This is a genomic window from Actinacidiphila yanglinensis, from assembly GCF_900107965.1.
Lineage (GTDB): Bacteria > Actinomycetota > Actinomycetes > Streptomycetales > Streptomycetaceae > Actinacidiphila > Actinacidiphila yanglinensis.
Window position 1 is genome coordinate 128,132 of record NZ_FNVU01000001.1, and the last position, 25,179, is coordinate 153,310.

Below are 25,179 nucleotides of genomic sequence, written 5' to 3' on the forward strand. Positions count from 1 at the left end.
GAGCCTCAGCGGCCCGCGGCGCGGTCCTCGCGGATGTTCGACACCACGCGGTTGACCGTCTCGCGGACCGCCGCGGTCTCGGTGAGGAACGCCCAGTAGTCGGGGTGCCGGCCCTCCAGCGCGCCCACCGCTCGGTCCAGGCGGGCCACGGCGTCGTCGAGCGGGCGGGCGTGTCGCGGCTCGGGGGTGCTGCGGCCCTGCATCGCCAGCCGCTGGGCGTCGCGGATCGCGAAGCGCGTCTTCTCCACCTCGCCGGTCGGGTCCTTGCTGACCTCGTTGAGCCGGCGCAGCCGGTCACCTGCCGCGGCCACCGCGCCGTCCACCTCGTCCATCTGTGCGCGTACGGTCGCCAGGCGCGCGGTGGCGTCGGCCCAGCGCTGGTCGGCGCGGGCCTTGCGCGCCTCGGCCAGGGCGTCCTCCGCCAGTCGCACGGCCTGGGCGGCCTGGTCGGGCACGTGCTGGAGGTCCTGCCAGCAGGCCGCGGAGAAACGGCGCCGCAGCTCGCTGAGCACCGGGGCCACGCCTTCCGCCCGGGTACCGAGAGCCTGCACCCGGGTACGCAGCGACACCAGCCGCTTGTCGATCTCCTTCGCCCGCTCGGGCAGCCGCTCCGCCTCGGCCCTGACCGCATCCGCGGTGCGCCGCATCTCGTCCGCGCGCCGGACGGTGTCCTGGACGCCGTGCTTGCTGGCACCCTCGTTGAGCCGCGTCAGCTCCGGGCCGAGCGCCGCGAGCCGGGCCGCCAGGTCGTCCGCCTTCAGGCCCGCGGCGCGGACCGCGTCCAGCGCCTGGCTCGCCGCGAGCAGCGACTGCTTGGCCCGCTCCCGGGCGGGTGCCAGCCGGGCCAGCTGGTTCTCGGCCTTGTCCAGCAGCGGGGCGAGGCTCTGGAGGTAGCGCTCCAGCTCGGTCTTCGCGTTGGTCAGGTCGTCCTTCGCCCGGGTCAGCTCGGCCACCGCGCGCGAGGCCGCCGCGTGGTCCAGCTCGTCCCGGTCGATGTCGTGGGCGTCCACGGTCGCGATGTACGCGCCGCTGATCCGGTCGATCTTCTCCCCGAGGGTCCGGAACCCCTCCAGGGCCTGCCGGGCCTGCGGCGTGCTGTCCACCGCGGAGATGGTCTCTATCGAGATCTGCAGGTCGCGCTGCGCGGTGTCCAGCTCGTAGAACGCCTGGGCCGCGGCGTCCTTCGCCGCCTGGGCCTCCGCACGCAGATTGTCGCCGCGCCGCCACCACGAACGTGCCGTCGTCACAGTGACACTCTCTCCCCGCGCTCGCCGCTCACTGCCGTCCGGTCCATCCTCCCACCCGCCCGGCCCGAACACACGGCCCCCTGCGCCGCGCCGCCCGCCGGCGCCGCCCGCCCGTACCTCCCACCCGTGCCGCGCTTGCCGACCAGGCCCCGGCCCGGGGTAACCTGTGTCGTCGCCAACCCCGGGGCGTGTAGCTCAGTGGTAGAGCGCCGCCCTTACAAGGCGGATGTCGGCGGTTCGAAACCGTCCACGCCCACCCCGGGTCGAAGCCCCTCCCGTGTGCCACGGAAGGGGCTTTTTCCGTGCCCGATACGGAGGGGCTGGTCTGCTCCCGGCACACGCCAGATCTGCGTCCTCTGCGTACCTGGTGTGGTGGAGAGCCGCCGCGGGGCCGCCGTCGAGTGACCGAACCGTCCGACACTCACTGAGGGGGCCGCCGGCATCGGCACACCGGCGACCCGTGTGGCCTCTGCGGTCAGCAGGACGGCGGCCAGGCGCGGCGACCGAACCGCGGCAGACTCTCTCAACTGTGTCGGCGCACCGCCGGCGCCCGACACGTTCTGCGGTGCAGCAGCACATCGGCTCCCGGCCCGGTGTCCTGGTCGATTCGCTCGTGCAGGTCATCGCCCGCGTGCACGGGGCGGTCGCACCGGTGGCAGATGCCCACCTGGGTGGGTGGGGTCCAGCCGCGGGCCTTCCGGTACACCTCCCAGAGGCGCCCGGCTTCGTCGCATTGCGAGGTGTGTTCCGGGCAGAGCGCGCAGTCCCGCGGGTGAGCGAGGTACGCCTGGTAGGCGGCGATCTGCTGGCGTCCTGCGCGGCCGCGCTGGCCACCAGGGTGAGGGGTGCGCCGCCGCTGCTGGTGTCGCGGTAGATGCAGCTCTCGCGCGTGGCGGTCATCATGCGGCGGGGCGGGGTGTGGCGGGCTTGGGGTCGGTGGTGCAGCCGCCCTTGCGGCAGTTCTCGTTTCCACAGGACATGGCGATCACTCCTTGACGGTCGTGGACTGCGCGCCCTCGATACGGGCGCGAAGGTCTTCGGTGAGGTCGAGCGGCGCCCCGGCCTGGTGATAGAGGGTCGACACGAGCACATGCAGGCGCCGACCCCCGTCCTCCGGGAGCGGCCGGCCGAGCACCGTATCGAGTTCGGCCAGCGTCTGGTCCAGCGGACGCTGCGCGAGGAGCGCGCACGCGTCCTCCAGGACGGGCACCCGCGGGATTCCCAGTGGCTGACTCAGCAGCGACTCGACGCTCGGCCGCTCCATCAGGCGGCCCGGACGATCTGCGGGTGCGCGCTGCATCCGACGACCGGCAGGACGCGCAGGCCGCCGGGTACCGGCGTGGTGACCTCACCGATCGGGGCGAGACCCGAGACGGTGCCGCAGTACCAGCACGCTTCGCCCTGGAGGCGCGCGGGCGACGTGTCGGCGGCCGCCATCAGCGGCAGCAATGTCCCGGCCATGTCCCGTCCCATCTGCTGGTTTTCGTGGACAGGCAGATGGTGTCCGGCCGGGACCCCGTCAACTGCTACATGCGGTAGCGGTTTTCAGCGCGCGCGGGTCGTGATCAAACGGCGCCGATCCACTCGGCGAAACCAACCAGTTCGGGGTCGTCGGCACGGCCCAGGCGCAGCAGGGTCGCCGCAGACTCCCGCGCCCAGCGGTGCTCCCGGGTGTGCTGCGGTGCGATCCGGCGGGCGACGCGCAGCGACTCGAACGCGTCCCGGCGGTGGCCGCCCCACACCTGCGCGCGGGCCAGTTCGATGGAGAACCCTGACCGGCGTTCCGGCGGCATCTCGCGCGGAGGCGCCCACTTCCGGGCGATCGCCAGGGCCTGCGGCACGCCCGCGTCGCCCAGAGACACCGCGTGGCTCAGCTCGTGGATTCGTACACTGTCCGGCCCGAACGCGGTCCCGCTGTACACCCCTTCGGGAGCACGGTCGGCCATCGCGCGCGCCTCGGCCAAGTGCTCGTCGGCTCGGTCCGTACGGCCGGCGCGGCCGGCGATGACCGCGGCCCGCATGTGGAGCGCGCCGCGGGCGGCCGCGGAACGGGCGTCGGTGACAGGAGGGCCGGCATCGAGCGCGGCCTCCAACGCGCGCAGGCCGGGATCGTGGGCGCGGGCCGCGAAGAACACCTCGGTGCGCACGTAGGCGACGCCAGATGTGAGGAGGTCGTCGTCCGCACCTTTCGACGCCCACCGCATCAGCTCGACCAGGCGGCCGCTGAGGTCGCGCGCGCCGAACTTGTAGGCCACCGCGTCGGCCGAGCGGTACGCGGACACCAACAGGGCCGCCACGGCCGGGTCCTGGCCGTCGGCGGCGGTGTGCGCACGAGCCAGCTCCTCAAGAAGCGGCGGCATGGTCTCGGCAATGCGAACGTACTGCGCGGCGAGCCGCCATCCCTCGGCCTCGGCCACCGCCGCGCGCAGCTGGTCGAGCGGACGCACGGGGCCATCGTCCGGCACGTCATAGGCGGCGATCGCCGGGACAGCGGCGTGGACACGGCCGGTGACCCGGGCCCCGGAGGCGAGGAGCCGCGACGGGTCGATGGCGAGCGCGGCGGCGATCGCGGCCAGGGAATCGTCAGAGGGGAGCCGCGCCCCGCGCTCCACGGCCCGAATGGTGGCATAGCTCAGTTCGGCCGCAGCGGCGAGGCCCTGCTGGGTGAGGCCGCGGGCACGGCGCGCGGTGGCGACGCGCTCCCCCATTCCGTGCCTCGGGTCGGTCGACATGCCCGAACCGTACCGATTTCAGGGGCGATTGGTGAGGCGGTCGGCGAGATCCGTCAGCGAGTCGACGCGCACGTCCGCGGTGAGCGCCACGTCGGGGTCGTCCGCCCACAGGTATCCCCAAGGGCCGCGGCGCAGGTGCGCGGTCGAAAGGCCCGCGGCGGCCGCGGGAAAGGTGTCGTTCTGCGGGTGGTCGCCGACGTACAGCACGTCGTGCGGCTCGCATCCCGCCGCCCCGACGACCTGGGCGAAGAACCCAGGGTCGGGCTTGGCGACGCCCCACTCCCCGGACGTGGCGATCGCGTCCGCGGGCAGGTCGAGGGCGCGCAGCAGCTCGCCTGCGCGGGCGGTCTGGTTCCCGGCGATGACCACCCGGTACCCCGCGGCGCGCAGCGCGGCCAGGGCCGGGCGGACGTCCGGGTACAGGTCCGTCTCGTCGAGGTGTTCTCCGCGGCCGGCAGCCTCCATCGCGACCTGCTCGGCGGCGACATCGAGCCCTGGGCGGATCAGCCGAAGCGCGTCGGCGTTGTCCTGGCCGCGGGCGACGACGGCGCCGACAAGCGCGGACACCGTATGGCGCGGCACGCCGAGCCAGTCAGCCCACATGGTCCAGATGCGGGTGTCCGAAGTGAGGGTTTCGCCGACGTCGAACGCCACGGTGTGGATCATGCGGTCAGGGTATCGAGGGCTTGGGCGATCAACACGGTCGTCAGCGCGACGGCCCCCTGGTGCACCATGCCGGGGCCGCCCGCCGAACCCTGGTGCGCAGCCGTCGCCCTGCCTGCCGGCTCATCCGCCACCGTGCATACCTCCCAGCCGACCCCCACGCCCGTATCCACCGCCGGCCGTCCATGGGCCTGCCCACGACGCGACGCCGCCCAGCTCAACGCCTCGCGCGGACGCTCTGTCGCCGCCTGGGTGCTCGAACCGGGCGTTGGGCGCCCCACGCGTCACGCGGACCCGCCTCGCCCTGTCCAACGCCGGTGATTAGGGGCACATTTGCGCCCGTCCAGGGGTGTTTGTCACGGACGTGCAACATCGGCCCGTAACTGACGGTACGCCTGAAATTCTCCACTCTCACCGCGAATCCCCAGGGAGGACCCATGACCGATCAGCAGCCCCACCCGAACATCCCGAACTGGGCCAGCCAGCCCCGGCAGCCATCCGGATGGGGCCCGGCGCCGGAGCCGCCGAAGAAGAAGCACCGTGCCCGGAACATCGGCCTCGGGGTCGTCGGGGCGGTCGTCCTGATCGGCATCATCGGCGCCGCGACCGGGGGTGGCGGCAAGAAGAACGACGACAAGTCGACCGCCGCCGCGCCTTCGGCCGGCGCGACCACGGAGCAGCCGGCGGACGCACCCGGTACCAAGGCGGCCGCTCCGGCCAGGACCGCGGCCAAGCCCAAGCCCAAGCCGAGGCCCAAGGCGACGACGGTCCTCACCGAGTCCGGCGACGGCATCAAGAGCACGGCGAAGTTCCACGTCAACGGTGACTGGGACCTCCACTACACGTACGACTGCAGCAACTTCGGGACGTCGGGGAACTTCATCGTCACCACCGGCGGCACCGACTTCCCCATGCCCCTCGCCAACGAGCTGGGCGCGAACGGCTCCGAGGTCACCCACCAGCACGACGGGGGCACGCTGTACCTGGAGGTCAACTCCGAGTGCTCGTGGACCGTCAAGGTCGTCGACATTCCGTAGCCGCGCACCGTTCCGGCCGCCGGACGTGCGGCGGCCGGGGGTGAACCCGCGACCACGAGGGGAGGGATGGCTCGAAGTACCGGCGCAGAGGATCGCCGCCCGAGAACCAGGAGGGGACAGCATGGGAGTCGAGTTCACGGGCGTGCAGGCGTTGGGGCTCGGTCTGAACTGGAGCAGCACGACGAGCCAGAAGAAGATCGCGCAGGATGTGCTGGACACGCTGTCGGACCGTCGGCTGCTGCATGGGTACATCAACGTGGACCGCCCCGTCGAGGATGCCGAGGAGTGCCGAGCGTCGGCGCAGGAGTGCCGAGAGCTGCTGACGGAGGCGATCAAGCGGGCCAAGGTCGGGAGCCCACTGCGTGCTCACTTGAGGGTCCTGCGGTCGGCGTTCACGCAGTTCATCCAGTTGGCGGGGCGCGATGCGGCGTCGTTTCTGCGCGACGCGGATCAGTTCCGGCTGGCACTGCGTGTGCTGCGGCTCTCCGTGGCACGCGTGGCGGAGTCACTCGGCGAGATTCGCGGCGTCACGGTTCCCGACGAGCTGGAGTCCTAGCTCCCCGAACGGGCCTGTGCTGCTCGCCAACCCGCCCCCGCCGCTTGGTCGGCGGTCAAGCGGGGGCGGGGGTCGTGACGCCGGTGGTGTGCGTCGGGCTGAACTCACCGAGCTTGCGGATACCGAACGGTGCGGAGGTGTAGAAGACTCGCCGCGTGACCAGTCGCACGCTGTATCTGTTCGCTTCCGCCGCGCCCCCCGTGTTCGACGTCGCCAGGGTGGTGGAGTCCGCGCAGGAGGCCGGGTGGGAGGTGTGTCTCGGGCTCACACCCACCGCGGCGCGGTGGTTGGGCGAGTCGCTCGACGGGCTCGCGGCGCTGACCGGGCATCCGGTGCGGTGGGAGTACAAGTTGCCCGGGCAGCCGGACGTGTGGCCGCCGCCCGCGGTGATCGCGCTGGCGCCCGCGACGTTCACCACGATCAACGCGTGGGCGGCCGGGATCACCGACAAGTTCGTGGTCGGGGTGGCCGCCGAGGCGATCGGCAAGGGCGTCCCGCTGCTGGCGATGCCGTGCCTGAACGCGGCCTATGCCCGGCACCCCGCGTTCGAGCGCTCGGTGGGGGAGTTGCGGCTGGCGGGGGTGCGGATGCTGTACGGCCCGGGCGGGTTCGAGCCGGGGCCGCCGGACACCGACGGGCCGCACGCCTACCCGTGGCACCTCCTGCTGGACGCGCTTGGCGAGCCGGAGACGTAGGCCGGCACGCCACCGCGACGGCGTTCCGAGCGCCGCAGAGCCCGGCCCCGAAGCCGCGGAGACCGGGCCTCAGCCGTGCCCTTCCGGGGCTCGCGTGGCGGCGGGGCGCGTCCTGGTGCTCGGCCCGCTCCATTGGGCCAGCAGGCGCAGGGAGGTCTCGGACGGGCTGCCGGGTTCGGTGCCGTAGATGAAGAGGATCTGGTCGGGGTCGTCGGCGGGTGTGAGGGCCTGGTAGGTGACGGTGAGGTCGCCGACGAGTGGGTGGTGGTAGTCCTTGGTGCCGGTCGTGCGCCGGTGGACCTTGTTGTCGGACCAGAGGCGGCGGAACTCCTCGCTGCGGATGGACAGTTCGCCGACGAGGGCGCCGAGTGTCGGGTCGTCCGGGTGCCTGCCGGCGTCGAGGCGGAGCATCGCGGCGGTGTCGGCGGCGACGCGGGCCCAGTCCCGGTACAGCTCGCGCGCGTGCGGGTCGAGGAAGACGAAGCGGGCCTGGTTCCGTTCGGCTGCGGGGAGCGCGCGGAAGTCGGTGATCAGCCGTCCGGCGAGCGGGTTGTGGGCCAGCACGTCGAGGCGCCGGCCGAGGACGAAGGCGGGGCGGCATGCCTGCTGGAGGGTGTCCAGCAGGTCCCAGGTGGCGGGGTGGACGTGCTGGGGGCGGGGGCGCCGGCGGGCCGGCCGGGGACGGGGGCGGGCCAGGGCGTGCAGGTGGCCGCGCTCGGCGTCGTCCAGGCGGAGCGCGGTGGCGAGCGCGTCGAGGACTTCCGTGGAGGCGCTGCGGCTGCGGCCCTGTTCGAGGCGGGTGTAGTAGTCCACGCTCACTCCGGCCAGCCGGGCGAGTTCCTCCCGGCGCAGGCCGGAGACCCGGCGCCGCACCCGGCCGGGGTCCTCGATCCCGGCCTCCTCGGGGGTCAGGCGGGTGCGGGCGGAGCGCAGGAACTCTGCCATCGGTGTGCCGGCGGGCTGCTCACGGTCCATGCGTCCAGGCTCGCACGTGCGCCGGCGATCCGGCGGCGGCTGGGTGGCCCACTTTGTCCCCCGGTCGGCCGGGCCCTTCCGGAGCCCATCCGGAGCCCATCCGGCCTGGTCGGCGCTGGTTCGGTGGAGGCATGGCCCCGACGCCGGAAGGTCCGGCCGGGGCGGTTCCCCGAACCGACGGCAAGGAGGCATCTCATGGCCACGTGGTTGATCACCGGTGCGGCACGCGGTTGGGTGCGGAGATCGCGCGGGCGGCGCCGGAGGGAGGCGACAGCGTGGTCGCCGCGGCCCGCGACCCGCGGAAACTGCCGGACGACCTGCGGCGGCACGACCGGGTCCTCGGTGTCCGCCTCGACGTCACCCGCGGCGCGGAGATCACCGCGGCCGTCGAGGCGGCCCTGCGGCGCTTCGGCACGATCGACGTCCTCGTCAACACCGCGGGGCGCGGCCTGCTCGGCGCGCGGGAGGAGATCACGGACACCGAGGCGCGGTCCCTCTTCGACCTCAACGTCTTCGGGCTGATCAACGTCACCCGCGCCGTCCTGCCCGTCATGCGAGCAGCCGGCGCCGGGAAGATCGCGCACATCGGTTCCCGCTCCGGGTGCGAGGGGGAGCCCGGGGCGAGCATGTACTGCGCCTCGAAGTTCGGGGTCGCCGGTATCGGCGAGGCGCTCGCGGCGGAGCTGGCGCCGTTCGGCATCCAGAGCATGGTCGTCGGACCCGGCGTCTTCCGCACCGACTTCCTCGACGGCAGTTCCCTGTCGACCGCGGAGCGGCGCATCCCCGCCTACGACGGCACGCCCGCGCACGCCACCCTGGACTGGATCGGCACCGCCGACCACGCCCAACTCGGCGATCCCGTCAAGGGCGCCGCCCTGATCCACGAGGCCGTCCGCAGGACAGGCTGCCCGGGCGCCTGGCCCTGGGCCGCGACGCGACAGAGCGCCAACTGGCCAAGGTGCGCGGCATTCAGGACGACCTCGCGGCCTGGCGGGAGAGGTCCGCGGCCACGGCCTGCGACGACGCCGCCCGACCGTCCCGGGGCAACGCGCCGGTACGTTTAGGTGGTTGATGACCCTTTCGGGTGAACGAGGGGGCTTCGCGCCGGTGTGCACCGTGGCGCTGCGAAGCATATGGGGGTGAGCAATTCATGGGGGAGGCTCGCCTGCACGTGGGCGGCGCTCGCCGTGGTGACGGCAGCGGGTTCGTGGGGTCTGGGCGGCACGGCCGCCGCGACGCCCGGACCTCGCTGCGGCGACGGCATACGCGCCCTCCACGGGTGTACGGCCTCCCGTTCACCAGCCCGCCCGGGCGCCGAGCGAGAGCCGTCCGGGCCACCCGGCCCGGCGTCCTCCCGGCACCCGGGCGCCACGGCGCACACGCCGGATCCCGCACCGCCCGCCCGCCCGGCCCGCTCGGTCGCCCCGGAGCGGCCCGCCCGTTCGGACCGCCCGGCCCCAGGGTCGCGACGGCACCGGGGGACGAGCCGGCCCCCGAGCGACCCGGGCCCGTCCGCGCGCCCCGACCCGTCCCCGACACCGACTCCCACCTCGACGCCGACTCCCGCCTCGACACCTACGCCGACCGCGGCTCCCGACCCTGCGCCCACGGCCACGGGTACGACCACCGGGCCGGCCCCGCGTCCGACCCGGGCACCTGAGCCGAAGCCGCACCCGACCTCGACTCCGACCTCAACTCCACCGTCGACTCCGACCTCGACCGCAACCCCAACTCCCGCTTCCACAACGGCCCCCACCCCGGCCGCGGCCGAGCCGGCACCGGCGACGCGGCCGTCCGGCCCCGCGCCGAGCACCCACCATCGGCCGCGCCCCCCGTTCTGGCTGCGCGGCCCGCACCACGCCGGCGCCTCCCACGGGAAGCGGCACCACCACCCGGGCCCCGTTCCGCCCTGGCCGCTGAAGTGCGTCCCGTGGACGTGGCCGTGGACCTGGTCGCCGGCGTGGAGTTGGAACGGCGGCTGGAACGGGGGTTGGAACGGCGACCGGACCGCGGACGGGTCCGCCCCGTGGGGCTTCCGGCCGGGCCGGCTCTGGCATCCGTGCCACCGCAAACCGCCCCCGCCCCCACCCCCGCCGACCACGGCCCCTCCCACACCTCCGCCTCCTCCGACCCCCACTCCGAAGCCCACGCCCACCCCGACACCGAAGCCCACGACCCCGGGCAAGCCGGCGCCGCACATCGCCGCGGCCCCGCCGCCCTCCCCACCCCCGCCCCCGAGCCCGAGCCCGCGTCCCCGTCCGAAACCGACCCCCACCCCCACCCCCGCCCGGGCGCCGGCGCCGCAGCCCGCGGTGTGGCCGACCCCGGCGCCGAAGGCCGTGGCGAAACCGCCGCGGCACGGCCAGAACGTGATGGAGACGCTGCTGCTCACCACCGTGCCCGCCGTACTCGCCGTGGCCGTGCTGCGGCCGGGCTCCGGCACCTACCGCAGGAACCGCTAGCAGAAGAGGGGGAGTTCGTTCATGTCACAGTGGTTGGTGCTGGTCATCGCGATGGCCGCGGTGTGCGCGGTGGTGATCAGCGTGGTCGTGCTCCGTCAGCGTCGGATCACCGACGACGACGACCCGTCCGAGACCCCGGACGTCATCGAGTACATGGTCATGATGATCGGCGTGGTCTACGCGATCGTGCTCGGACTGGCCATCGCGGGCGTCTGGGAGGGCAGGGGCGGCGCGCAGGCGGACGTACTCGCCGAGGCGCAGGCCCTGCACGAGATCAAGGCCCGGGTGCAGGTCTACCCGCCCGGCGTACGCGACCAGGTGCGCGCGGACGTCGACGCGTACGCCTCCTTCGTGGCCGACAAGGAGTGGCGCTACATGCGCGCGCACGACGAACTGTCGCCGCAGGGGACGCAGTTGCTCGACAAGGTCCGCACCGACATCGCGCAGTACGACCCGAAGGGCGACCTCGGCCAGCAGGCGTACCAGCCGTTGCTGGACCAGGTGACGGCCGCGGACCAGGCCAGGACCGAGCGGGGGCAGAGCGCCGGGGCGACGATGCCGGGGATGGTGTGGTTCGGCCTGATCACCGGCGGCCTGGTGACCGTCGGGCTGATCTTCACGCTCCAGATCCGGCGCTCGGCACGGGAGTTGCTGCTGGCCGGGCTGTTCAGCGCGCTGATCGCGTTCCTGCTCTTCCTGATCTGGGACCTGGACGCGCCGTTCGGCGACGGCCTGGCGGTCGGCTCGAGCGCCTTCCGGGACATCGTGCTCAGGCAGTGAACGCGACACGGCAGCACGGGACGTGACAGAGGGCGGCTCCCCCACCGGGCGTGGTGGGGGAGCCGCCCTCAGGCTGCCGGCCGCAGGATCAGTGCCAGTTGGAGACGTTGACGTTCTCCAGGACGCCGAGCGCGTCGGGGACCAGCACCGCGGCGGAGAAGTACGTGCTCACCAGGTAGTTGATGATCGCCTTCTCGTCGATGCCCATGAACCGGACGTTGAGCCCCGGTTCGTACTCGTCGGGCAGGCCGGTCTGGTTGAGGCCGATGACGCCCTGGTTGTCCTCGCCGGTGCGGATGGCGATGATCGAGCTGGTCCGGGCCGCGGTGACCGGGATCTTGTTGCAGCTGAGCAGGGGCACACCGCGCCAGCCGGGGACGGTGGAGCCGTTCACCTCCACCGGGTCGGGGTAGATGCCGGCCCGGGTGCACTCGCGGCCGAAGGCGGCGATGGTGCGCGGGTGGGCCAGCAGGTAGCGGGTGTTGCGGCGGCGGCTGATCAGCTCGTCCAGGTCGTCCGGCAGCGGCGGACCGGCGTGCGGCTGGATCCGCTGGTCGTAGTCCGCGTTGTGGAGCAGCCCGAACTCCGGGTTGTTGATCAGCTCGTGCTCCTGGCGCTCCCGCAACGCCTCGACGGTGAGCTTGAGTTGCTGCTCGGTCTGGTTCATCGGCTCGTTGTAGAGGTCGGCGACCCTGCTGTGCACCCGCAGCACGGTCTGGGCGACGCTCAACTCGTACTCGCGCGGCTTGACCTCGTAGTCGACGTAGGTCGCCGGCAGCGCGGCCTCGCCCTTGTGGCCCGAGGCCAGCTCGATGGCCGCCTCGCCGCGCTTGTTGGTCCGCTGGCTCGGGATCGCCCGGAACGCGTCCAGGTGGGCGCGCAGCGGTGGCGTGGTCTCCAGCAGCGACTCCAGCGCCTGCCGCGGGAGTTCGAGCACGGTGGTGGCGGTGGCGGCCTTGGAGGTGTACTCCCAGGTGCCCGCGACCAGCAGGGCCTGCTCGCCGAAGTGGTCGCCGTCGGCCAGCGAGCCGAGCCGGGTCTGCTCGCCGTACGACCCCTCGCCGATCTTCTCGACCTTGCCGTGGGCGATCAGGAACACGGTGTCCGCGGGGCGTCCGGCCTCGGCCAGGACCTCGCCCGGGGCGTACTCGCGCTGGACGAAACGGTCCGCCAGCGCGGTCAGCGCCGGCAGGTCGTCGAACGACCGCAGGGCCGCGATCTCACCCAGCTCCTGCGGGATGACCCGCACCTCGGACCCCGTCTTCACGAACGTGACCCGGCCGTCGCCGACGGCGTAGCTCAGCCGGCGGTTGACCCGGTACGTGCCGGCGTTGACCTGCACCCAGGGGAGCACCTTGAGCAGCCACCGGGACGAGATGCCCTGCATCTGCGGGGTGGACTTGGTGGTGGTCGCCAGATTTCGCGCGGCTGCGGTGTCGAGGCTGGTCCGCGCCTGAGCGTTGGGCGGATTGCCTTGTGCGGTGTCCTGACCCGCATCAACCGACATGGACTGTCCTTCCCGTAAGGAGGTGATACAGCCCAATTCTTTCGAGCACGCAGAGTGCTGACTATTGCCGGATCGAGTGAGAATACTTTCCGAAATACGGGAAAGAGGCGTACGGGCGCGGGTGATCCGTCCGGTTCCGTACTGCTCCGTGACCATCCGTTCCTGGGGTGCGAACTGGTGTGCGTCACACGGAGGTTGGGGGGAAGGCGAGCGGCTGAGGGCGCCACCGGGGCGCCCACCGCTCCGAGGAGGTCACCCATGCTTGCCGCTGTGGGCGCCGTCATCTTCGCCATCGGGTATCTGATCAACGCGACCAGCACCGGCACGGACGCCGGCTTCACGCCGTTCAGCCTGCTGCTGGCCGGCGCGTTCTGCGTCGCACTCCATCTCGCAGGAGTCGGTACGGGCTGGGCCCCGCCGTCCAGACGCCGTCGCCGCTGAGAGGGCCCCAGGGTGACGCTGAGGACCCTGAAGTCCGCCGGAGCCGCTGGGGGCACCGAGGGCCGCTCTCGGGACTGCTGACGACCGCCGGAGGCTCCGGCGCGCGGCTCAGATGGCTTCGATCACCGCGCCGCGCTCCGGTGGCGTGGTCTGCGGCGGGATGCCGCCGAGCGGGCCCGCGGACAGCGACGGGGCCGAGAACGAGGGGGCGAACGTGGGCAGCGGCGGGATCAGCGGCCCGATCTGCCCGGTGAGGGCCGTCGCGCCCAGGGGCGAGGCCGCCAGCGGCGCCACGGCCAGCGGTGCCGCCGTCAGGGGCTCGGGGAGGACGGGCTCCGCGGGGAGGGGCTCCGCGGTGAGCTGCGCGGCGGCGAAGGCGGCCGCCTCGATCGCGTGCCGCCGCTCGCGGCGGAAGATCATCGCGGCGAAGGCGCCCGCGCCCAGCAGCGCGAAGAAGGACATCAGGGTGCCGAACCAGCTCGCCCCGAGCCACCGGCCGCCGACCCAGCCCAGGCCGACGCTGTAGGTGGCCCAGCACACGCCGGCCAGGGCCGACCAGGGCAGGAACTCGCGCGGGCGGCGGCGGGCCGCTCCGGCGCCGAGGCTGACGACGCTGCGGCCCGCGGGCGCGAAGCGGGCCAGCACCACGAGGGCGCCACCACCGCTGCTGAGCACCTGGCCGAGCCGTTCGTGGGCGGCGGCGAGCCGCCGGGAGCGGGCGATGCGCCGGTCGAACCAGGCCCCACCACGCCAGGCGAGCCGGTACGCGAGCAGGTCGCCGACGCAGGACGCGGTCGCCGCGCACACCAGCAGGACGAGGATGTCGAGCACGCCGTCCCTGGCGCCGGTGGAACCCGAGGTGGCCGCGCTGATCACCAGAACGCCGCTCGGCAGTACGGGGACGAACACGTCGAGCAGGACGGAGAGCCCCACGAGGACGTAGATCCAGGGCCAGTCGAACAGGGAGCCCATGTGGTGCAGCACTACGCCTCCTCGCCCTTCGCCCGGTCCCGCCCGTGTCGTGCCTTGGTCTGGTGCATTCGTCCTGCGAACCCGTCCGCGAAAGTGCGCCGGAAAGCTGCTTCCGGTACTGCGTCGAGGAGCGGCGGATCTTCATCTGCCGTCAGCCGTACAGCGTACGCCAGTGCCGGGCCCCGGTTCCCGCGCGGGTACGTGACGTAATAGACAATCACGGCGTTATCACGGCGGGAATACTCTCCTGGAAACGGTTCGGCGCAGATTTCGTGGAATCCGCGTCGGGGCCGCACGCCGAGTGTGAGGTGGGTATTCCCGTGACGACGGCGTCCTCCTCCTCACTGCTGCCGGTGGACCGCACGCTCGGGATCGTGCTCGCGGTGCTGCTCGTGGTCGCGGCGGGCGTCGCGGCGTACGCCCGGCTCGCCGACCCCCGCGAGAACTACGCGCGCGGCATCCTGCTGGCCGGCGTCCGGGCGGCGGTGCAGCTCGCGGCGGTCTCCGCCCTGATCGGGTGGGTGGTGAAGCACCAGGCGGCGCTGCTGGGCTTCGTCCTGGTGATGTACGCGGTCGCGTCGCGGACGGCGGGGCGGCGGGTCACGAGCGACCGCAGCTGGCGCTGGGCCGCGGTGCCGGTCGGCGCCGGCGCCCTGCCGGTGGTGGCGTTGCTGGTGCTGACCGGGCTGGTGCCGATCGACGGGATCGCGCTGATCCCGGTGGCGGGCATCCTCATCGGCGGCGGGCTGACCGCCACCGTGCTGGGCGGACGGCGCGCCCTGGAGGAGCTGGCGGGGCGGGCGGGCGAGGTGGAGGCGGCGATGGCGCTCGGCCTCAGCGACCGGGAGGCCCGGATGGAGATCGCCCGCCCGGCGGCGTCGGGGGCCCTGATCCCGGGCCTCGACCAGACCAGGACGGTGGGCCTGGTCACGCTGCCGGGCGCCTTCGTCGGCATGCTGCTGGGCGGGGCGAGCGCCGTCTCGGCCGGGGCGGTGCAGCTCTTCGTCCTGATCGCGCTCCTGGTGGTCCAGGCGGTGTCCGTGGCGGTGGTGCTGGAACTCGTCGCCCGCGGCCGGATCACCCGCCCCCGGCAGGGCGCCCCGGTGCGGGTCCCCTGGTACCGGCGGCGCGGCGATGCGCGGGGTGCCACAGCGGGCACGCAGCGTGACCGGACGCCGCCCGCTCCGTCCCGGCCGGGCGGCACGATGCCGTAGGATGGCCGCAGCAGAAGGGGAGTAGCTCTTCGCCGGACCGTCGACATACTGCCCGGGCCGTCGCGCACCGTGAGGTGCGGGGACGTCCCAGGCCGGCGCCCGGAGGCGGTGCACCGTGCGTGCCCGCCAGCGAGACCTTCGGCCGCAGTGTCCCGACGCTGCCGTGCCGAAGCGACCCCCGGAAGCCCGTGGTCCTCTCGGTAACGGCCGCACCGACCGATCGAGGAATCCTCTCCGTGCTCAGCATCAGCGTGATCGCCGTCGTCTTCGGCGTGATCTTCCTGGCCGAACTCCCCGACAAGACCGCGCTCGCCGGCCTCATGCTCGGGACCCGCTACCGCGCCTCCTACGTCTTCGTCGGCGTCGCCGCGGCCTTCGTCGTCCACGTGGCGCTCGCGATCGCCGCGGGCAGCCTGCTCACGCTCCTGCCGCACCGATGGGTCCAGGGCGTGGTCGGAATCCTCTTCCTCGGCGGCGCCGCAATCCTGCTGCTGTCCAAGGGCGACGACGAGGAAGAGGTGAAGGCGCCGGCGGACCAGAGCTTCTGGAAGGTCTCCGGCGCGGGCTTCATGCTCATCCTCGTCGCCGAGTTCGGCGACCTCACGCAGATCATGACCGCGAACCTCGCCGCGCGCTACGACGACCCCGTCTCCGTCGCCATCGGCGCCGTGCTCGGGCTCTGGGCGGTCGCCGCGCTCGGCATCTTCGGCGGGCGCCTGCTGATGAAGCGGGTGCCGCTGTCCCTGATCACCAAGGCCGCGGCCGCCGTGATGATCGTCCTCGCCGCGCTCAGCCTCTACGAGGCGGCGTCGGGTGCCGCGCTGCTGTGAGGCCGTGTGACCTGACGTGATCCGGCCGGGCGGGGCGCGGTACGGCCGGGCGGCGGCCCGGGGGCATCCGAGGACGAGCGGAAGCTCCCGGCACTGCCCGGTCCTCCGCGCTCGGCGCCCATCGTCCGCCGGCGACGTGGTCCGGCCTGGGGAGTTCGCTGTCGGACCCCGCTCGTAGGGTGGCGGATGTGACGGGATATCAGAACAGTTCGGCCGCCGACATCGTGCACGACCTCCTCGCGTCCGCGCCGGCGCAGGCGGCGGCGACCGGGGGAGATCCGGTGGAGGCGCTGGAGCAGGCGCGTCCGGCCCGTACCGCCGCGGCGCGGATCGCCGCAGCGGGCGGGGCCGACGAGGTAGCGGCCGGCCGGCTGCGGACGCTGGTGCGCGAATGCCTCGGCGGGAGCGGCGCGCGCTGGCTCGCCGTCCATGACGCGCTCGCGGGCTGCCGGGGCACCCTGCCCGCGCTGCTCGCCGACGCGTCCCCGCCGCAACCGGCCGCGCCCTCTGGCGGGTTGACCGCGCCGGTGCCGCGCAGCGTGCAGGAGACGTTCGCGCTGGTGATCGGGCACGCCGCACCCGAGCACGCGGCGGCGGCGCTGGCCGCGATACCCGACCGCACGCTGGAACGGCTGCTCTCCGCCGGAGCGCTGCCGGGACCGGCCCTGGTCGCGGCGGTCACCGAGCACGGCGACTCCCGCACGCGCGTGGCCCTGGCCCGTCATCCCCGCATCGACACGCGGGTGCTGGCGCGGTTGCTCGCCGTGGGGGACGGCACGGTCGGGGCCGCCGTCTACCGCAATCCCCGCGCCACACCCTCCCTGCGCCGCACCCTCGCCCACCGGCTCGACGCGGTGCCGATGGACGAGGCGCTGCGCGCCGAACTCGCCGACCCTGGCAGCGGGGTGCCGCGCACCTGGCTGGTACCGCTGCTCGGCTCCGGTGATCCGCAGCTCGTGGCACGGGCGTTGGGGTCCGGAGTGCGGGCGGTGGCGCAGCAGTACGCACTGGTCCGGGTCTGGGAGCGCGGCGGCCCCGAGGCGGTGCGGGCCCTGCTCGGGGACCCGGGGGTCGCTCCGCACGTGAGCCGGTCCGTGCGCGCCGCCGTCACCGCCGCCCTGGCCGAGGAGGCGGGGGAGGACACGCCCGGCGTCGCGCTGCACTGCCTCCGTGAGCAGGGCGAGCCGTACGCCGATCCCGGCCGGCTGCCGGGGTTGCTGGCCGCCACCCGCGGGACCAGCAGCCTGCGCGACCTGCTGCTGGAGCCGTACGCGCAGGACCTGCCCGCGCTGACCGAGGCGCACGCGAAGAGCCCTTTCATGCCCACGGCGAGCGAGGAGCTGGCCCGGCACGAGGAGGCGAGCGACGCGCAGCGCCTGCTGTTCCGGCTGAGCGTCCTCAACGAGCCCTGGCGCGAGGGCGGTCGGCGCGCGGGGAACATCACCCCGCCCGAGCGGCGGCTGGCCGCCGAGGAACTGGACGACGGCGCGGTCTGGTGGGCCGAGGGCATGGTCGCGGCCGGGCTGCTCGACCCGGTCGAGCTGATCCGTACCGCCCGCCCGGCGCGCCACGCGCTGGCCGCGCTCGCCGCCGTCGACCGGCGCGGGCTGGTCACCGATGGCGCGGTGGCGGAACTGCGGTCGCTGACCGACGCCCAACTCGGCGATCGGGAGCTGAGTTGGGCGGCCTTCGACCGCCTGCTGCCCGGCCACGGCGGCAGTCTGCGAGAGCTGATCACCGAGGCGGGCAGGACCGCCGCTCCCGCTGAATCGGCCGCGCCTGCCGGGCCCGGCGAGCCCGGGGCGGGTTCGGCAGCCCAGGACCCGGGGGCCGTCGACCCGGGGACCCTCGACCGGGACTCCGGTGCGCCCGCGGAGCCGTACACGCCGCCCCCCACGCCGCGCCGTGACCACGAGCGGGCCGCCCTCGCCGCCCTCGACCTGCTCCGTTCCCTGGCACCGGCCGGCATGGCGTGCCCGGATCCCGTCGACCCCGGCGTCCTCCACTTCCTCGCCCACCACGACCAGGTCGACGCCCCCGGCCTCGCCACCCCGGTCTGGCTCGCCCGGGCCTGCGCCGCCGCCGGGGTCGACGCGAGGGGCGGCGGGCCCTGGTACACCGCGCCCGGCCTCGCCCGCGTGCGCGCGACGCAGCCCCAGAGCTGGGGTTCCGGCGCGATGCTCATCGAGCACGCCTACGTCCAGGGCATCCTGCCCGCTGACGAACTGCCCAGCCTGCTCCCGGCGTTGCGCATGCTGCTGCTCCCGCACGACTGGCGCCGGCTCTCCTTCGCGGAGGCGTGGCGGCGTGCGCTCGCCCGCCTGCTGCGCACCGAACTCGGCACCGATCCCGATGCCTGGCTCCGGCTGGCCGCCACGGCCGAACAACTCGCCGGCAGGGCGCCGGCCGGCTCGGTGACCCCCGTCGAGACTCACGGGCCCAGCTGGGTCGAGCTGCTGGCCGCGGCCCGGTCCGGCGCGACCTCCCTCGGCGAGACGCCGGCCGCGTCCGCTCCCGGGGAGGAGTCGGCGGAGGAACCGGCATGGGCCTGGCACACGCCCCGCCCGGGCACGCCGGACGAGGCCATCGCCCTGCTGGCTCGCGGAAACCACCTGTGGGACTGGCCGGCGGGCACCCTGCTGTGCCTGGCCGACGCCGAGGTGATCGACGCGGTCCTGCCCCGACTCGGCCCCGACGGCGCCTGGTTGCTCGCCGCGTACGTGCTGCGCCACGACCGCGTCCCGCGCGTGGTCTTCGAGCGGCTGCTCGCCGGACGCGATCCGCGGGCGCTGCGGATCCTCATCACCGAGTCGCGCTGGCTCGACGACGGGCTGGTCGAGCCGCTGGCCGAGGACGGCGATCCCGAGGCCGACCTGGCGCTGCTGCGGCACGTCCGCGATCCGCTCGTGGTCCGCCGCGTCGTCGCGCGCTCGGTGGCAAGGGCGGCCGCCCGTACCGGGGTCGGGCCGGAGGCGGACGCGGACCCGGTCGCGTCCCGGGTGCTGGCCGAGCTGCGGGCCGACCCGGCCGCGCGGCCCGCCGGGGGAGCGCAGTGGCTGTGCTCGGCCGAACCCGACCTGATCGAGGAGATCCTCGCCCGGTACGGCACCGAACTCGGCTTCGTCCACCAGGCCGTCGGCTGCCTGCACCTCCTGCGGTACGGCGGCGCGGCCCGGCTCACCGCGCTCGTCGGCCGCGAACTGCTCGGCCAGGCCGCCACCAAGCTGTGCGTCAAGGCGCTGGCCACCGCCGACCCGGCCGCCGTGCTCCGCGCCCGGATCGACCGTGAACGCGACCCGGCCCGGCTGATCAGGAAACTCCGCCGCTGCACCAACCACTGGGCCGCCACCAGCACGGTGGTCGCGACCCTCGCCGACGTGGACTGGCCGGCCCTGGAGGCCGCGCACGTGGAGGAGCCGCTGCCGTTCTGGAAGGAGCTGGTCGGCATGTCGATCGCTCCCACTGAACTCCGCCTGCGATACCCGGAGTTGCTGCCGGAGCCCGGACCGTACGGACTGCCGGACGGCGTGGCGGCCACCCGGTCCCGGGCCCGCCACGGCCTGGCCGGCCTCTACCACTGCCCGCCCGCCACGCAGATCGACGGCCTGCTCAGCGCGGGAATGCTCACCGGGACCGACCTGCTGCACACCGCGGCTCCGGCCGCGCGGATCCTCGCGTACCTCAGCAGCGCCGCCCGCCGTACGGACACCCCGGCCGGGGCGACCGCCGCGCTGGAGGAACTCGCCGGCCTCGTCCGTACCCGGCTCGGGGCCGACCCGGCGTCGTGGGCCCGCGTCACCGAGCGGCTGACCGGGCGCGATCCCGGGTGGGAACCCATGGCGCCGGTGGTGGAGTTGCTCGCCTGAGCGGGCCCCTCGCGGGGCGCGGGTGGAGGCGTGGAGCGGGGCGCCCCGGGCGGCCGCGCGCGTACCTGCGGTTCCCGCGCCGGGCAGCGGCGCCGTTCCCCGGGACACCCCGAGGTCCGCCTGCCGACCGGCGGGCGCGTCGACGCCGGTACCGTGCCAGCGGCATCCTCGGGCGGCCCGGCGGCGGTCAACCCACCGGGTGTACGTCCCGGCCGGCGCCAAGGGCCGGGTTGCTCGCGAGCCGTCCCCGTGCCGGGGAGGGGCGTCGGCGCCGTACTCCGCGGTTGCCCGGCGCCGCACCGCCCGCGTGCCCAAGTGCCCCCCGGCACCGTGCCCGCGGCATCCTCCGGAGGCTCCGCGGCGCTCAACTCACCAGGTATACGCTCCCGCCCATGCCGAGCCCTCCCGTGTCCTCCTTCTCCGGCTTCTCCGGCCCTGACGGCGCACGTCTCGCCTACCGGGAGGTGGGAGAGGGCAGACCTCTCGTGCTGCTGCACGGCATCACAGGGGACGCGGCGCTGTGGACGGCCCACGGCCAGGCCGAGACGATCGCCGCGCACGGCCACCGGGTGATCCTGCCGGACTTCCGCGGGCACGGCCGGAGCGCGAAACCGCATGACGCCGCGGCCTATCCGCCGGACGTGCTGACCGACGACACCTTCGCCCTCCTCGACCATCTGGGCCTGGACGAGGGCGCGTACGACCTCGGGGGGTACTCGCTCGGGGGCCGCATCGTGGTGCGGCTGCTGGTGCGCGGCGCGGCGCCGGGCCGCGCGGTGGTCGCCGGGCAGGGCCTGAAGCAGGTGCGCGGCGCCGAAGGCGGCGCGGGATCGTTCCTGCGGAAGGTCTTCACGGAGGGCGCGGCCTTCGAGCCGGGCTCGCGGCAGGAGCGGGCCGCGCAGTGGCTCCGGTCGAGGGACGAGGACCCGGTCGCGCTGCTGCACGTGCTGGACTCGATCGTCGCCACACCGGAGGAGCCGCTCGGCGGTGTCCAGGTGCCGACGCTCGTCGCGGTCGGCAGCGAGGACGAGCGTGCCGACTCGGCGGACGAGCTGGCGGCGGCGTTCCCGTACGGCACCCGCGCGGTGCTGCCGGGGGACCACACGACGGCAACGTCCGCGCCCGAATTCGTCGCGGCGATCGTGGAGTTCCTCGCCGGTCACCGGTGAGCGCCGCGCGCGGCGCACCGTCGGAGGGGCGGTACGCCGGTGCACCTCACCGCGGAGCGGGCCGCGGGCCGGGCGGAACGGCGGGCCCCGCCGATCAAGGGCCCGCCGTGAGGGCGCCCGTCCCGGCGCCGGAGCGCCGGGAGGTGGGCTGCCGCCGCCCGCCGTTCGTCAGCTCGCTCCGGTCACCGCCAGGGACACCAACCGGGCGCCGCGCGGGGCGCCGTCCGGGAGGGCGAGGGCGACGTAACGGGCCGTGGCGCGGACCGCGAGGGACGCGGTGGTGCGGGCGGCGAGCGTTCCGGCCTGCTGGTAGGTCAGCCCGTCCGTGCTGGTCTCCACCCGGGCCGCGGGGCCGCGCCCGCCGGTCCAGGACGCGGTGACCGTGGCGAGCGGGACGGCGGCGCCGAGGTCGACGACCATGCGCCCGCCCGGGCCCGGCGTCCACGCGGTGTGCGGGTCGCCGTCGACCGCGGCGGCGGGGTCGGACATCCCCGGCGGCAGCGGCGAGGTCGGGAAGGTGACGCGGCCGAGCGCGAGGTCGTCCAGCGGGTAGGGCGCGGCGCCGGGCAGCGTGACGGTGCGGGTGCGCCCGGCGCGCAGCGTGACGCGGACCGTGCGTCCACCGGGGGCGGCGACCTCCACGCGGCAGGACGGGCCGCTCAGCACGACCGTCGCGGCGTCGCGGACCTCGGCGCTCAGCCCCTGCGGCAGCCGGCCGCCGGCGGCGCGCAGTACGGCCCGCGCGGGGGCCAACGCCGCTGTGGCGGCACCGAGTTCGGCCTGGTAGGCGGTGCCGTCCGCGGTGACGGTCTGGCTGCCCGCGTACAGGGTGACGGCGTGGGTGTCCTGGGGCAGTGCGACCTGCGCGGTCACCGCCGCCCCGGAGAGGTTGAACAGGCTCAGGTGGCCGCCCGCGGTGGAGGCGCGCACCGCGTCGTGGTCGGTGGTGGGAGCCGGGCGCGCGGCCGCGGCCCGCACCGCGGCGGGGCTGCCGTCCGGCAGGCCCTCGACCAGCAGCCGTTCGGCGGGACCGTCGGAGAGGATCACCGTGTCGCCGTACACGGCAAGGGGGTTGGCGGCGCCGCGCACGATCAGCCCGGCCCGGCCGTCGACGCTGATCCAGCCGCCGTCGCCGGAGAGGTCGGCCGGCGGGTAGGCGACCAGGTCGGTCCAGCTGGACCCGTCGGTGGAGCCCTGCACGGTGTACGCCTGGCCGGCCGCGGTCTCCCAGCTCAGCGTGACCCGGTCCACCTCCGCGGGCGCGCCGAGGTCCACCTGCAGCCAGCTGTCGGCGCGGGTGCGCTCGGCGACCGAGACCGCCCAGCGGGTCGTCGCGTTGCCGTCCACGGCGAGCGCGGCTCCCTTGCCGCTGTCCGCGGACGACGCCGTGGCGGTGCGGCCCTGCGCCAGGTCGGCGCCCGAGGCGCCGTCGCGGACCTCGAACGCGTAGACGGAGTAGCCGTATTGGGGGTTGCCGCGGCGGCCCTGCATCCGCAGGTAGCGGTACGTCCCGGGGGTGAAGGTGAGGTTGTCGGTGCGCGGCCCGCTGGTCGGGTGCCCGGCGTTGCCGGTGTCGGCGGCCGCGACGGTGACCGAGCCGTCGGCGGTGGTGTAGGTGCGGCTGCCGTCGAGGCCGGGCACCCCGGGCATGGTGAGGTTGAAGACCTCGATACGGCCCTCGCCGGCGCCGGTGCCGGAGGTGGCGTAGACGACCTCGCCGCCGGGCAGCGTGGTGAAGCCCGCGTACCCGCTGTCCAGGGCGAGCAGGACCGCGCTGGCGTCGAGGCCGTCGCGCAGGGTGGTGTGGGTGGCGACGGTGCGGGTGGCGACCTTGCCCGTGGTGGCGGGCAGGAACATCGGGGTGCTGCCGCTGAGCGAGAACAGCCAGTCGTCGTGGGCGGGTTGCCAGCAGAACTTCACGAAGCCCGGCTTCGTGACGGACGCCGCCCAGGCCCGCGGGGTCTGGTGGGAGACCAGGCCGGGGCCGGTGCCGAAGTCGGTGACCCCGGAGGCCTGGTGGAACAGCTCCTCGGCGGTGAGCGCGGTGACCTTCTCGTGCTGCGCGGCCCGCCACTCGTGCAGCAAGTAGCTGATGGCGAGTTCGGCGCGTGCCTCCGGCTCGTACTTGGGCTCGCCGGAGAACTTGGTGATCCGGTCGGCGGGGGCGTACGCCTGGTACGCGGGCAGGCGCTCGGCGAGCGCGGTCTCGGCGCGCGCGGCGGCCCGGTCGCCCAGCACCTGCGCGAGGAAGGCGACCGGGATGACGTCGCGCCCGTAGAGGTGCTCGCGGTCGTTGACCATCGGCATCAGCGGCTCGCCGGCGTCGCTCATGACGCTGAGCGTCGACGCCCACAGCCGGTCGGCGTTCGGCTGGGCGGCGAGGACCTCCGGCATCGGCCGGCCCGAGGTCAGGAAGTGCGCGGTGTTGCGGCCGGAGGTGCGCCACAGCTCGCACTGGTAGTGCGGGCCGAACGAGCCGTGGTTCTCCACGATGAAGGTGTCGTACAGGTTCTGCGCGGTGTTGCCGCTGACCGGGACGCCGTCCACGACCGTCGGGTTGGCGAGGTCGGCGGCGGGCAGGCCGGTCTCGTTGCGGCTCCACGTGCCGTACCAGGAGTTCCACGTGGGGTAACGCGTGTCGTCGCTCGCCCAGGCCAGGGCGGGCGCCAGGGACTGGGCGTAGACGCCCATCTCCTCCAGCTTGGTGTCGCCGACGTGGTTGCCGAGCAGCCCGTCGGGCGTCCAGCCCGCCGACAGCGGATCGTTGCCGGAGCCCAACGACGTGGTGTATGCGGCCTGTTCGCGCACGATGCTGTCGATGTTGCCCTGGGTCGCGGTGTCCAGCTCGTCCCACAGCAGGCGGGCGGCGAGGACGAAGTAGAGCTGGAAGGTCGTGTCGAAGAAGAGCGTCTTGCCCCATTCGGTGCCGCCGGTCAGCCGGTTGGAGGCGGCGAAGTGGGTGAGGGTCGCGAGGGTGCGCGAGCGCAGCGTGTCCTCGTCGATCCCCGCGACGCTCGCGTCGTAGCCGCCGCGGGTCAGCAGCAGCGCGTGCCCGAGGACGACGGCGAAGCCGAAGTCGGTGGCCGTGTAGTGCCCGGCGGTGGCGTCCCACTGCGTCTCGGTCCAGCGGGTGTGGCGCAGCAGCACCTGGTGGAAGGTGGCGGCGACGGCGTCCGGCGGGGTGCTGGTCGGTCGGATCCCCCCGGCCGCCGCCTTCCCGGCCCCGGTCCCACCGTCCCCGGTCGCGGCCCGCGCGGGGGACGCGGCCGCGAGCGTCGCCGGGGCGGCCGCCAACGCGGCGGTGATCCCGGCCAGTTGGGTGAAACGCCGACGGCTCAGCGGGGTGGTGCGCTGGTGCACGGTGACTCCATCCTCGGTGCCGGGCCACGGCACTCGTCGACAACGTTGTCAGACACGATGACGCGGTCATTCTTCGCATCGTCTCCTGGTGCCGTCAACCCCCGTGCGAGGGTGGGCGTCCGGTCCGGAAGGGCACCACGCGCCACGCGCCGGGCTCTCCTTCGCGGCCACCGGCCGGCCCGGGCGTCATACCGCCGGACGCAGACCGTCCAGCTCGCCGCCGATCGCCTCCCGCAGCGCGTCGTGCCGCGCGCCGAGCCGGAACCGCTCGTCACTCCACCGGTCCGGCGGGTACAGCCACACGGGATGGCCCACCAACTCGGGCGGCTCCCAGTCGAATCGCGGCCACACATGAGCGTGCAGGTAGGGGTCGGTGTTCCCCAGGATCTCCAGGTTGACCCGGCGGAAGGCCGGGTCCAGCCGCCGGCAGGCCCGCTCGACCGCCTCTCCGAGCAGGTCCATGTCGGACAGGAACGACAACCGCCTGGCCTTCGGCAGGTCCGACAGCCGTTGGACGGCCGGTTCGTCCACGAGGAGGACCGAGTAGCCGGGCAGGAACTGCACGTCGCCGATCACCGCGAACCCCGCGTCGAGCCGCCGCAGAACGGTCGGGTTGGCGCCCCGCAGCGCCGCGTTGATCCGGTCCGCCCGCCAGCCGTCGGTCATGGCCCGA

The 25,179-nt window shown here is 74.3% G+C and carries 21 protein-coding genes and 1 tRNA gene; 12 read left to right on the forward strand and 10 right to left on the reverse strand.

Features of this window, described 5'->3' with window-relative positions; all coding sequences use genetic code 11:
- Positions 1–5: 5 nt before the first annotated feature.
- The gene (locus C4U44_RS00580; RefSeq protein ID WP_103883556.1) at positions 6–1,247 is read right to left on the reverse strand and encodes a coiled-coil domain-containing protein; all 1,242 of its coding nucleotides are present in this window, start codon (positions 1,245–1,247) and stop codon (positions 6–8) included.
- Between the two features lie 184 nt (positions 1,248–1,431).
- On the opposite strand from C4U44_RS00580, the gene C4U44_RS00585 reads away from it, so the two are divergent.
- Positions 1,432–1,503, forward strand: a tRNA-Val gene (locus C4U44_RS00585).
- A gap of 729 nt (positions 1,504–2,232) precedes the next feature.
- Here C4U44_RS00585 and C4U44_RS00590 read toward each other — a convergent pair.
- The 4 genes from C4U44_RS00590 to C4U44_RS00605 all read right to left on the reverse strand — a co-directional run bounded on the left by C4U44_RS00590 (position 2,233) and on the right by C4U44_RS00605 (position 4,645).
- Positions 2,233–2,457 (reverse strand): hypothetical protein, encoded by a 225-nt coding sequence (locus C4U44_RS00590; protein ID WP_146088173.1) that lies wholly within the window; start codon positions 2,455–2,457, stop codon positions 2,233–2,235.
- A gap of 53 nt (positions 2,458–2,510) precedes the next feature.
- Positions 2,511–2,708: a hypothetical protein gene (locus C4U44_RS00595; protein WP_146088174.1), complete on the reverse strand. Its 198-nt coding sequence runs from the start codon at positions 2,706–2,708 to the stop codon at positions 2,511–2,513.
- Positions 2,709–2,812: 104 nt separating this feature from the next.
- Positions 2,813–3,979 (reverse strand): helix-turn-helix domain-containing protein, encoded by a 1,167-nt coding sequence (locus C4U44_RS00600; RefSeq protein WP_103883559.1) that lies wholly within the window; start codon positions 3,977–3,979, stop codon positions 2,813–2,815.
- An 18-nt stretch (positions 3,980–3,997) separates the two neighbouring features.
- Positions 3,998–4,645, reverse strand: coding sequence for an HAD family hydrolase (locus C4U44_RS00605; protein ID WP_103883560.1), 648 nt, complete (start codon positions 4,643–4,645; stop codon positions 3,998–4,000).
- Positions 4,646–5,079: 434 nt separating this feature from the next.
- Here C4U44_RS00605 and C4U44_RS00610 point away from each other — a divergent pair, with 434 nt between their 5' ends.
- From C4U44_RS00610 to C4U44_RS00620, 3 genes are all read left to right on the forward strand, one after another.
- Positions 5,080–5,679, forward strand: coding sequence for a hypothetical protein (locus C4U44_RS00610; RefSeq protein ID WP_103883561.1), 600 nt, complete (start codon positions 5,080–5,082; stop codon positions 5,677–5,679).
- 121 nt (positions 5,680–5,800) lie between these two features.
- A complete protein-coding gene (locus C4U44_RS00615; RefSeq protein ID WP_103883562.1) occupies positions 5,801–6,235 on the forward strand; it encodes a hypothetical protein in 435 nt (144 codons plus the stop codon).
- 155 nt (positions 6,236–6,390) lie between these two features.
- Positions 6,391–6,930 carry a flavoprotein gene (locus C4U44_RS00620; RefSeq protein ID WP_103883563.1) on the forward strand — a complete coding sequence of 180 codons (540 nt, stop codon included), beginning with the start codon at positions 6,391–6,393 and terminating at the stop codon, positions 6,928–6,930.
- A 69-nt stretch (positions 6,931–6,999) separates the two neighbouring features.
- Here the strand turns inward: C4U44_RS00620 and C4U44_RS00625 are convergent, their stop codons facing one another.
- Complete coding sequence (locus C4U44_RS00625) at positions 7,000–7,905, reverse strand: helix-turn-helix transcriptional regulator (RefSeq protein ID WP_103883564.1); 906 nt, start codon at positions 7,903–7,905, stop codon at positions 7,000–7,002.
- A gap of 203 nt (positions 7,906–8,108) precedes the next feature.
- On the opposite strand from C4U44_RS00625, the gene C4U44_RS00630 reads away from it, so the two are divergent.
- From C4U44_RS00630 to C4U44_RS00640, 3 genes are all read left to right on the forward strand, one after another.
- Positions 8,109–8,969 carry an SDR family NAD(P)-dependent oxidoreductase gene (locus tag C4U44_RS00630; RefSeq protein WP_235031706.1) on the forward strand — a complete coding sequence of 287 codons (861 nt, stop codon included), beginning with the start codon at positions 8,109–8,111 and terminating at the stop codon, positions 8,967–8,969.
- A 1,275-nt stretch (positions 8,970–10,244) separates the two neighbouring features.
- A complete protein-coding gene (locus tag C4U44_RS43170; protein WP_265737299.1) occupies positions 10,245–10,367 on the forward strand; it encodes a hypothetical protein in 123 nt (40 codons plus the stop codon).
- A 21-nt stretch (positions 10,368–10,388) separates the two neighbouring features.
- The gene (locus C4U44_RS00640) at positions 10,389–11,147 is read left to right on the forward strand and encodes a bestrophin-like domain (RefSeq protein WP_103883566.1); all 759 of its coding nucleotides are present in this window, start codon (positions 10,389–10,391) and stop codon (positions 11,145–11,147) included.
- A gap of 88 nt (positions 11,148–11,235) precedes the next feature.
- Here C4U44_RS00640 and C4U44_RS00645 read toward each other — a convergent pair whose 3' ends face one another.
- Positions 11,236–12,654 (reverse strand): family 2B encapsulin nanocompartment shell protein, encoded by a 1,419-nt coding sequence (locus C4U44_RS00645; RefSeq protein ID WP_103883567.1) that lies wholly within the window; start codon positions 12,652–12,654, stop codon positions 11,236–11,238.
- A gap of 258 nt (positions 12,655–12,912) precedes the next feature.
- On the opposite strand from C4U44_RS00645, the gene C4U44_RS00650 reads away from it, so the two are divergent.
- Complete coding sequence (locus C4U44_RS00650; RefSeq protein ID WP_103883568.1) at positions 12,913–13,095, forward strand: hypothetical protein; 183 nt, start codon at positions 12,913–12,915, stop codon at positions 13,093–13,095.
- Between the two features lie 108 nt (positions 13,096–13,203).
- Here the strand turns inward: C4U44_RS00650 and C4U44_RS00655 are convergent, their stop codons facing one another.
- Complete coding sequence (locus C4U44_RS00655) at positions 13,204–14,079, reverse strand: DedA family protein (protein WP_103883569.1); 876 nt, start codon at positions 14,077–14,079, stop codon at positions 13,204–13,206.
- Positions 14,080–14,387: 308 nt separating this feature from the next.
- Between C4U44_RS00655 and C4U44_RS00660 the strand changes: the two genes are divergently transcribed.
- The 4 genes from C4U44_RS00660 (at position 14,388) to C4U44_RS00675 (ending at position 21,146) form a co-directional block, all read left to right on the forward strand.
- A complete protein-coding gene (locus tag C4U44_RS00660; protein WP_407642757.1) occupies positions 14,388–15,281 on the forward strand; it encodes an ABC transporter permease in 894 nt (297 codons plus the stop codon).
- A 236-nt stretch (positions 15,282–15,517) separates the two neighbouring features.
- The gene (locus C4U44_RS00665; RefSeq protein WP_103883570.1) at positions 15,518–16,111 is read left to right on the forward strand and encodes a TMEM165/GDT1 family protein; all 594 of its coding nucleotides are present in this window, start codon (positions 15,518–15,520) and stop codon (positions 16,109–16,111) included.
- Positions 16,112–16,299: 188 nt separating this feature from the next.
- Positions 16,300–19,977, forward strand: coding sequence for a hypothetical protein (locus C4U44_RS00670; protein ID WP_103883571.1), 3,678 nt, complete (start codon positions 16,300–16,302; stop codon positions 19,975–19,977).
- Between the two features lie 392 nt (positions 19,978–20,369).
- Positions 20,370–21,146 (forward strand): alpha/beta fold hydrolase, encoded by a 777-nt coding sequence (locus tag C4U44_RS00675; RefSeq protein ID WP_103883572.1) that lies wholly within the window; start codon positions 20,370–20,372, stop codon positions 21,144–21,146.
- Between the two features lie 168 nt (positions 21,147–21,314).
- Here the strand turns inward: C4U44_RS00675 and C4U44_RS00680 are convergent, their stop codons facing one another.
- Entirely contained in the window at positions 21,315–24,506 is a 3,192-nt protein-coding gene (locus C4U44_RS00680; RefSeq protein WP_103884130.1) for a discoidin domain-containing protein, read from the reverse strand.
- 186 nt (positions 24,507–24,692) lie between these two features.
- A complete protein-coding gene (locus C4U44_RS00685; protein ID WP_103883573.1) occupies positions 24,693–25,172 on the reverse strand; it encodes a diadenosine tetraphosphate hydrolase in 480 nt (159 codons plus the stop codon).
- Positions 25,173–25,179 lie beyond the last annotated feature (7 nt).

Excerpts from the sequence above, each read along its gene's own strand:
- C4U44_RS00595 (WP_146088174.1), bottom strand. The coding sequence starts at position 2,708 with ATGGCCGGGACATTGCTGCCGCTGATGGCGGCCGCCGACACGTCGCCC.
- C4U44_RS00600 (WP_103883559.1), bottom strand. The coding sequence starts at position 3,979 with ATGTCGACCGACCCGAGGCACGGAATGGGGGAGCGCGTCGCCACCGCG.
- C4U44_RS00605 (WP_103883560.1), bottom strand. The coding sequence starts at position 4,645 with ATGATCCACACCGTGGCGTTCGACGTCGGCGAAACCCTCACTTCGGAC.
- C4U44_RS00610 (WP_103883561.1), top strand. The coding sequence starts at position 5,080 with ATGACCGATCAGCAGCCCCACCCGAACATCCCGAACTGGGCCAGCCAG.
- C4U44_RS00615 (WP_103883562.1), top strand. The coding sequence starts at position 5,801 with ATGGGAGTCGAGTTCACGGGCGTGCAGGCGTTGGGGCTCGGTCTGAAC.
- C4U44_RS00625 (WP_103883564.1), bottom strand. The coding sequence starts at position 7,905 with ATGGACCGTGAGCAGCCCGCCGGCACACCGATGGCAGAGTTCCTGCGC.
- C4U44_RS00640 (WP_103883566.1), top strand. The coding sequence starts at position 10,389 with ATGTCACAGTGGTTGGTGCTGGTCATCGCGATGGCCGCGGTGTGCGCG.
- C4U44_RS00645 (WP_103883567.1), bottom strand. The coding sequence starts at position 12,654 with ATGTCGGTTGATGCGGGTCAGGACACCGCACAAGGCAATCCGCCCAAC.
- C4U44_RS00650 (WP_103883568.1), top strand. The coding sequence starts at position 12,913 with ATGCTTGCCGCTGTGGGCGCCGTCATCTTCGCCATCGGGTATCTGATC.
- C4U44_RS00675 (WP_103883572.1), top strand. The coding sequence starts at position 20,370 with ATGCCGAGCCCTCCCGTGTCCTCCTTCTCCGGCTTCTCCGGCCCTGAC.
- C4U44_RS00685 (WP_103883573.1), bottom strand. The coding sequence starts at position 25,172 with ATGACCGACGGCTGGCGGGCGGACCGGATCAACGCGGCGCTGCGGGGC.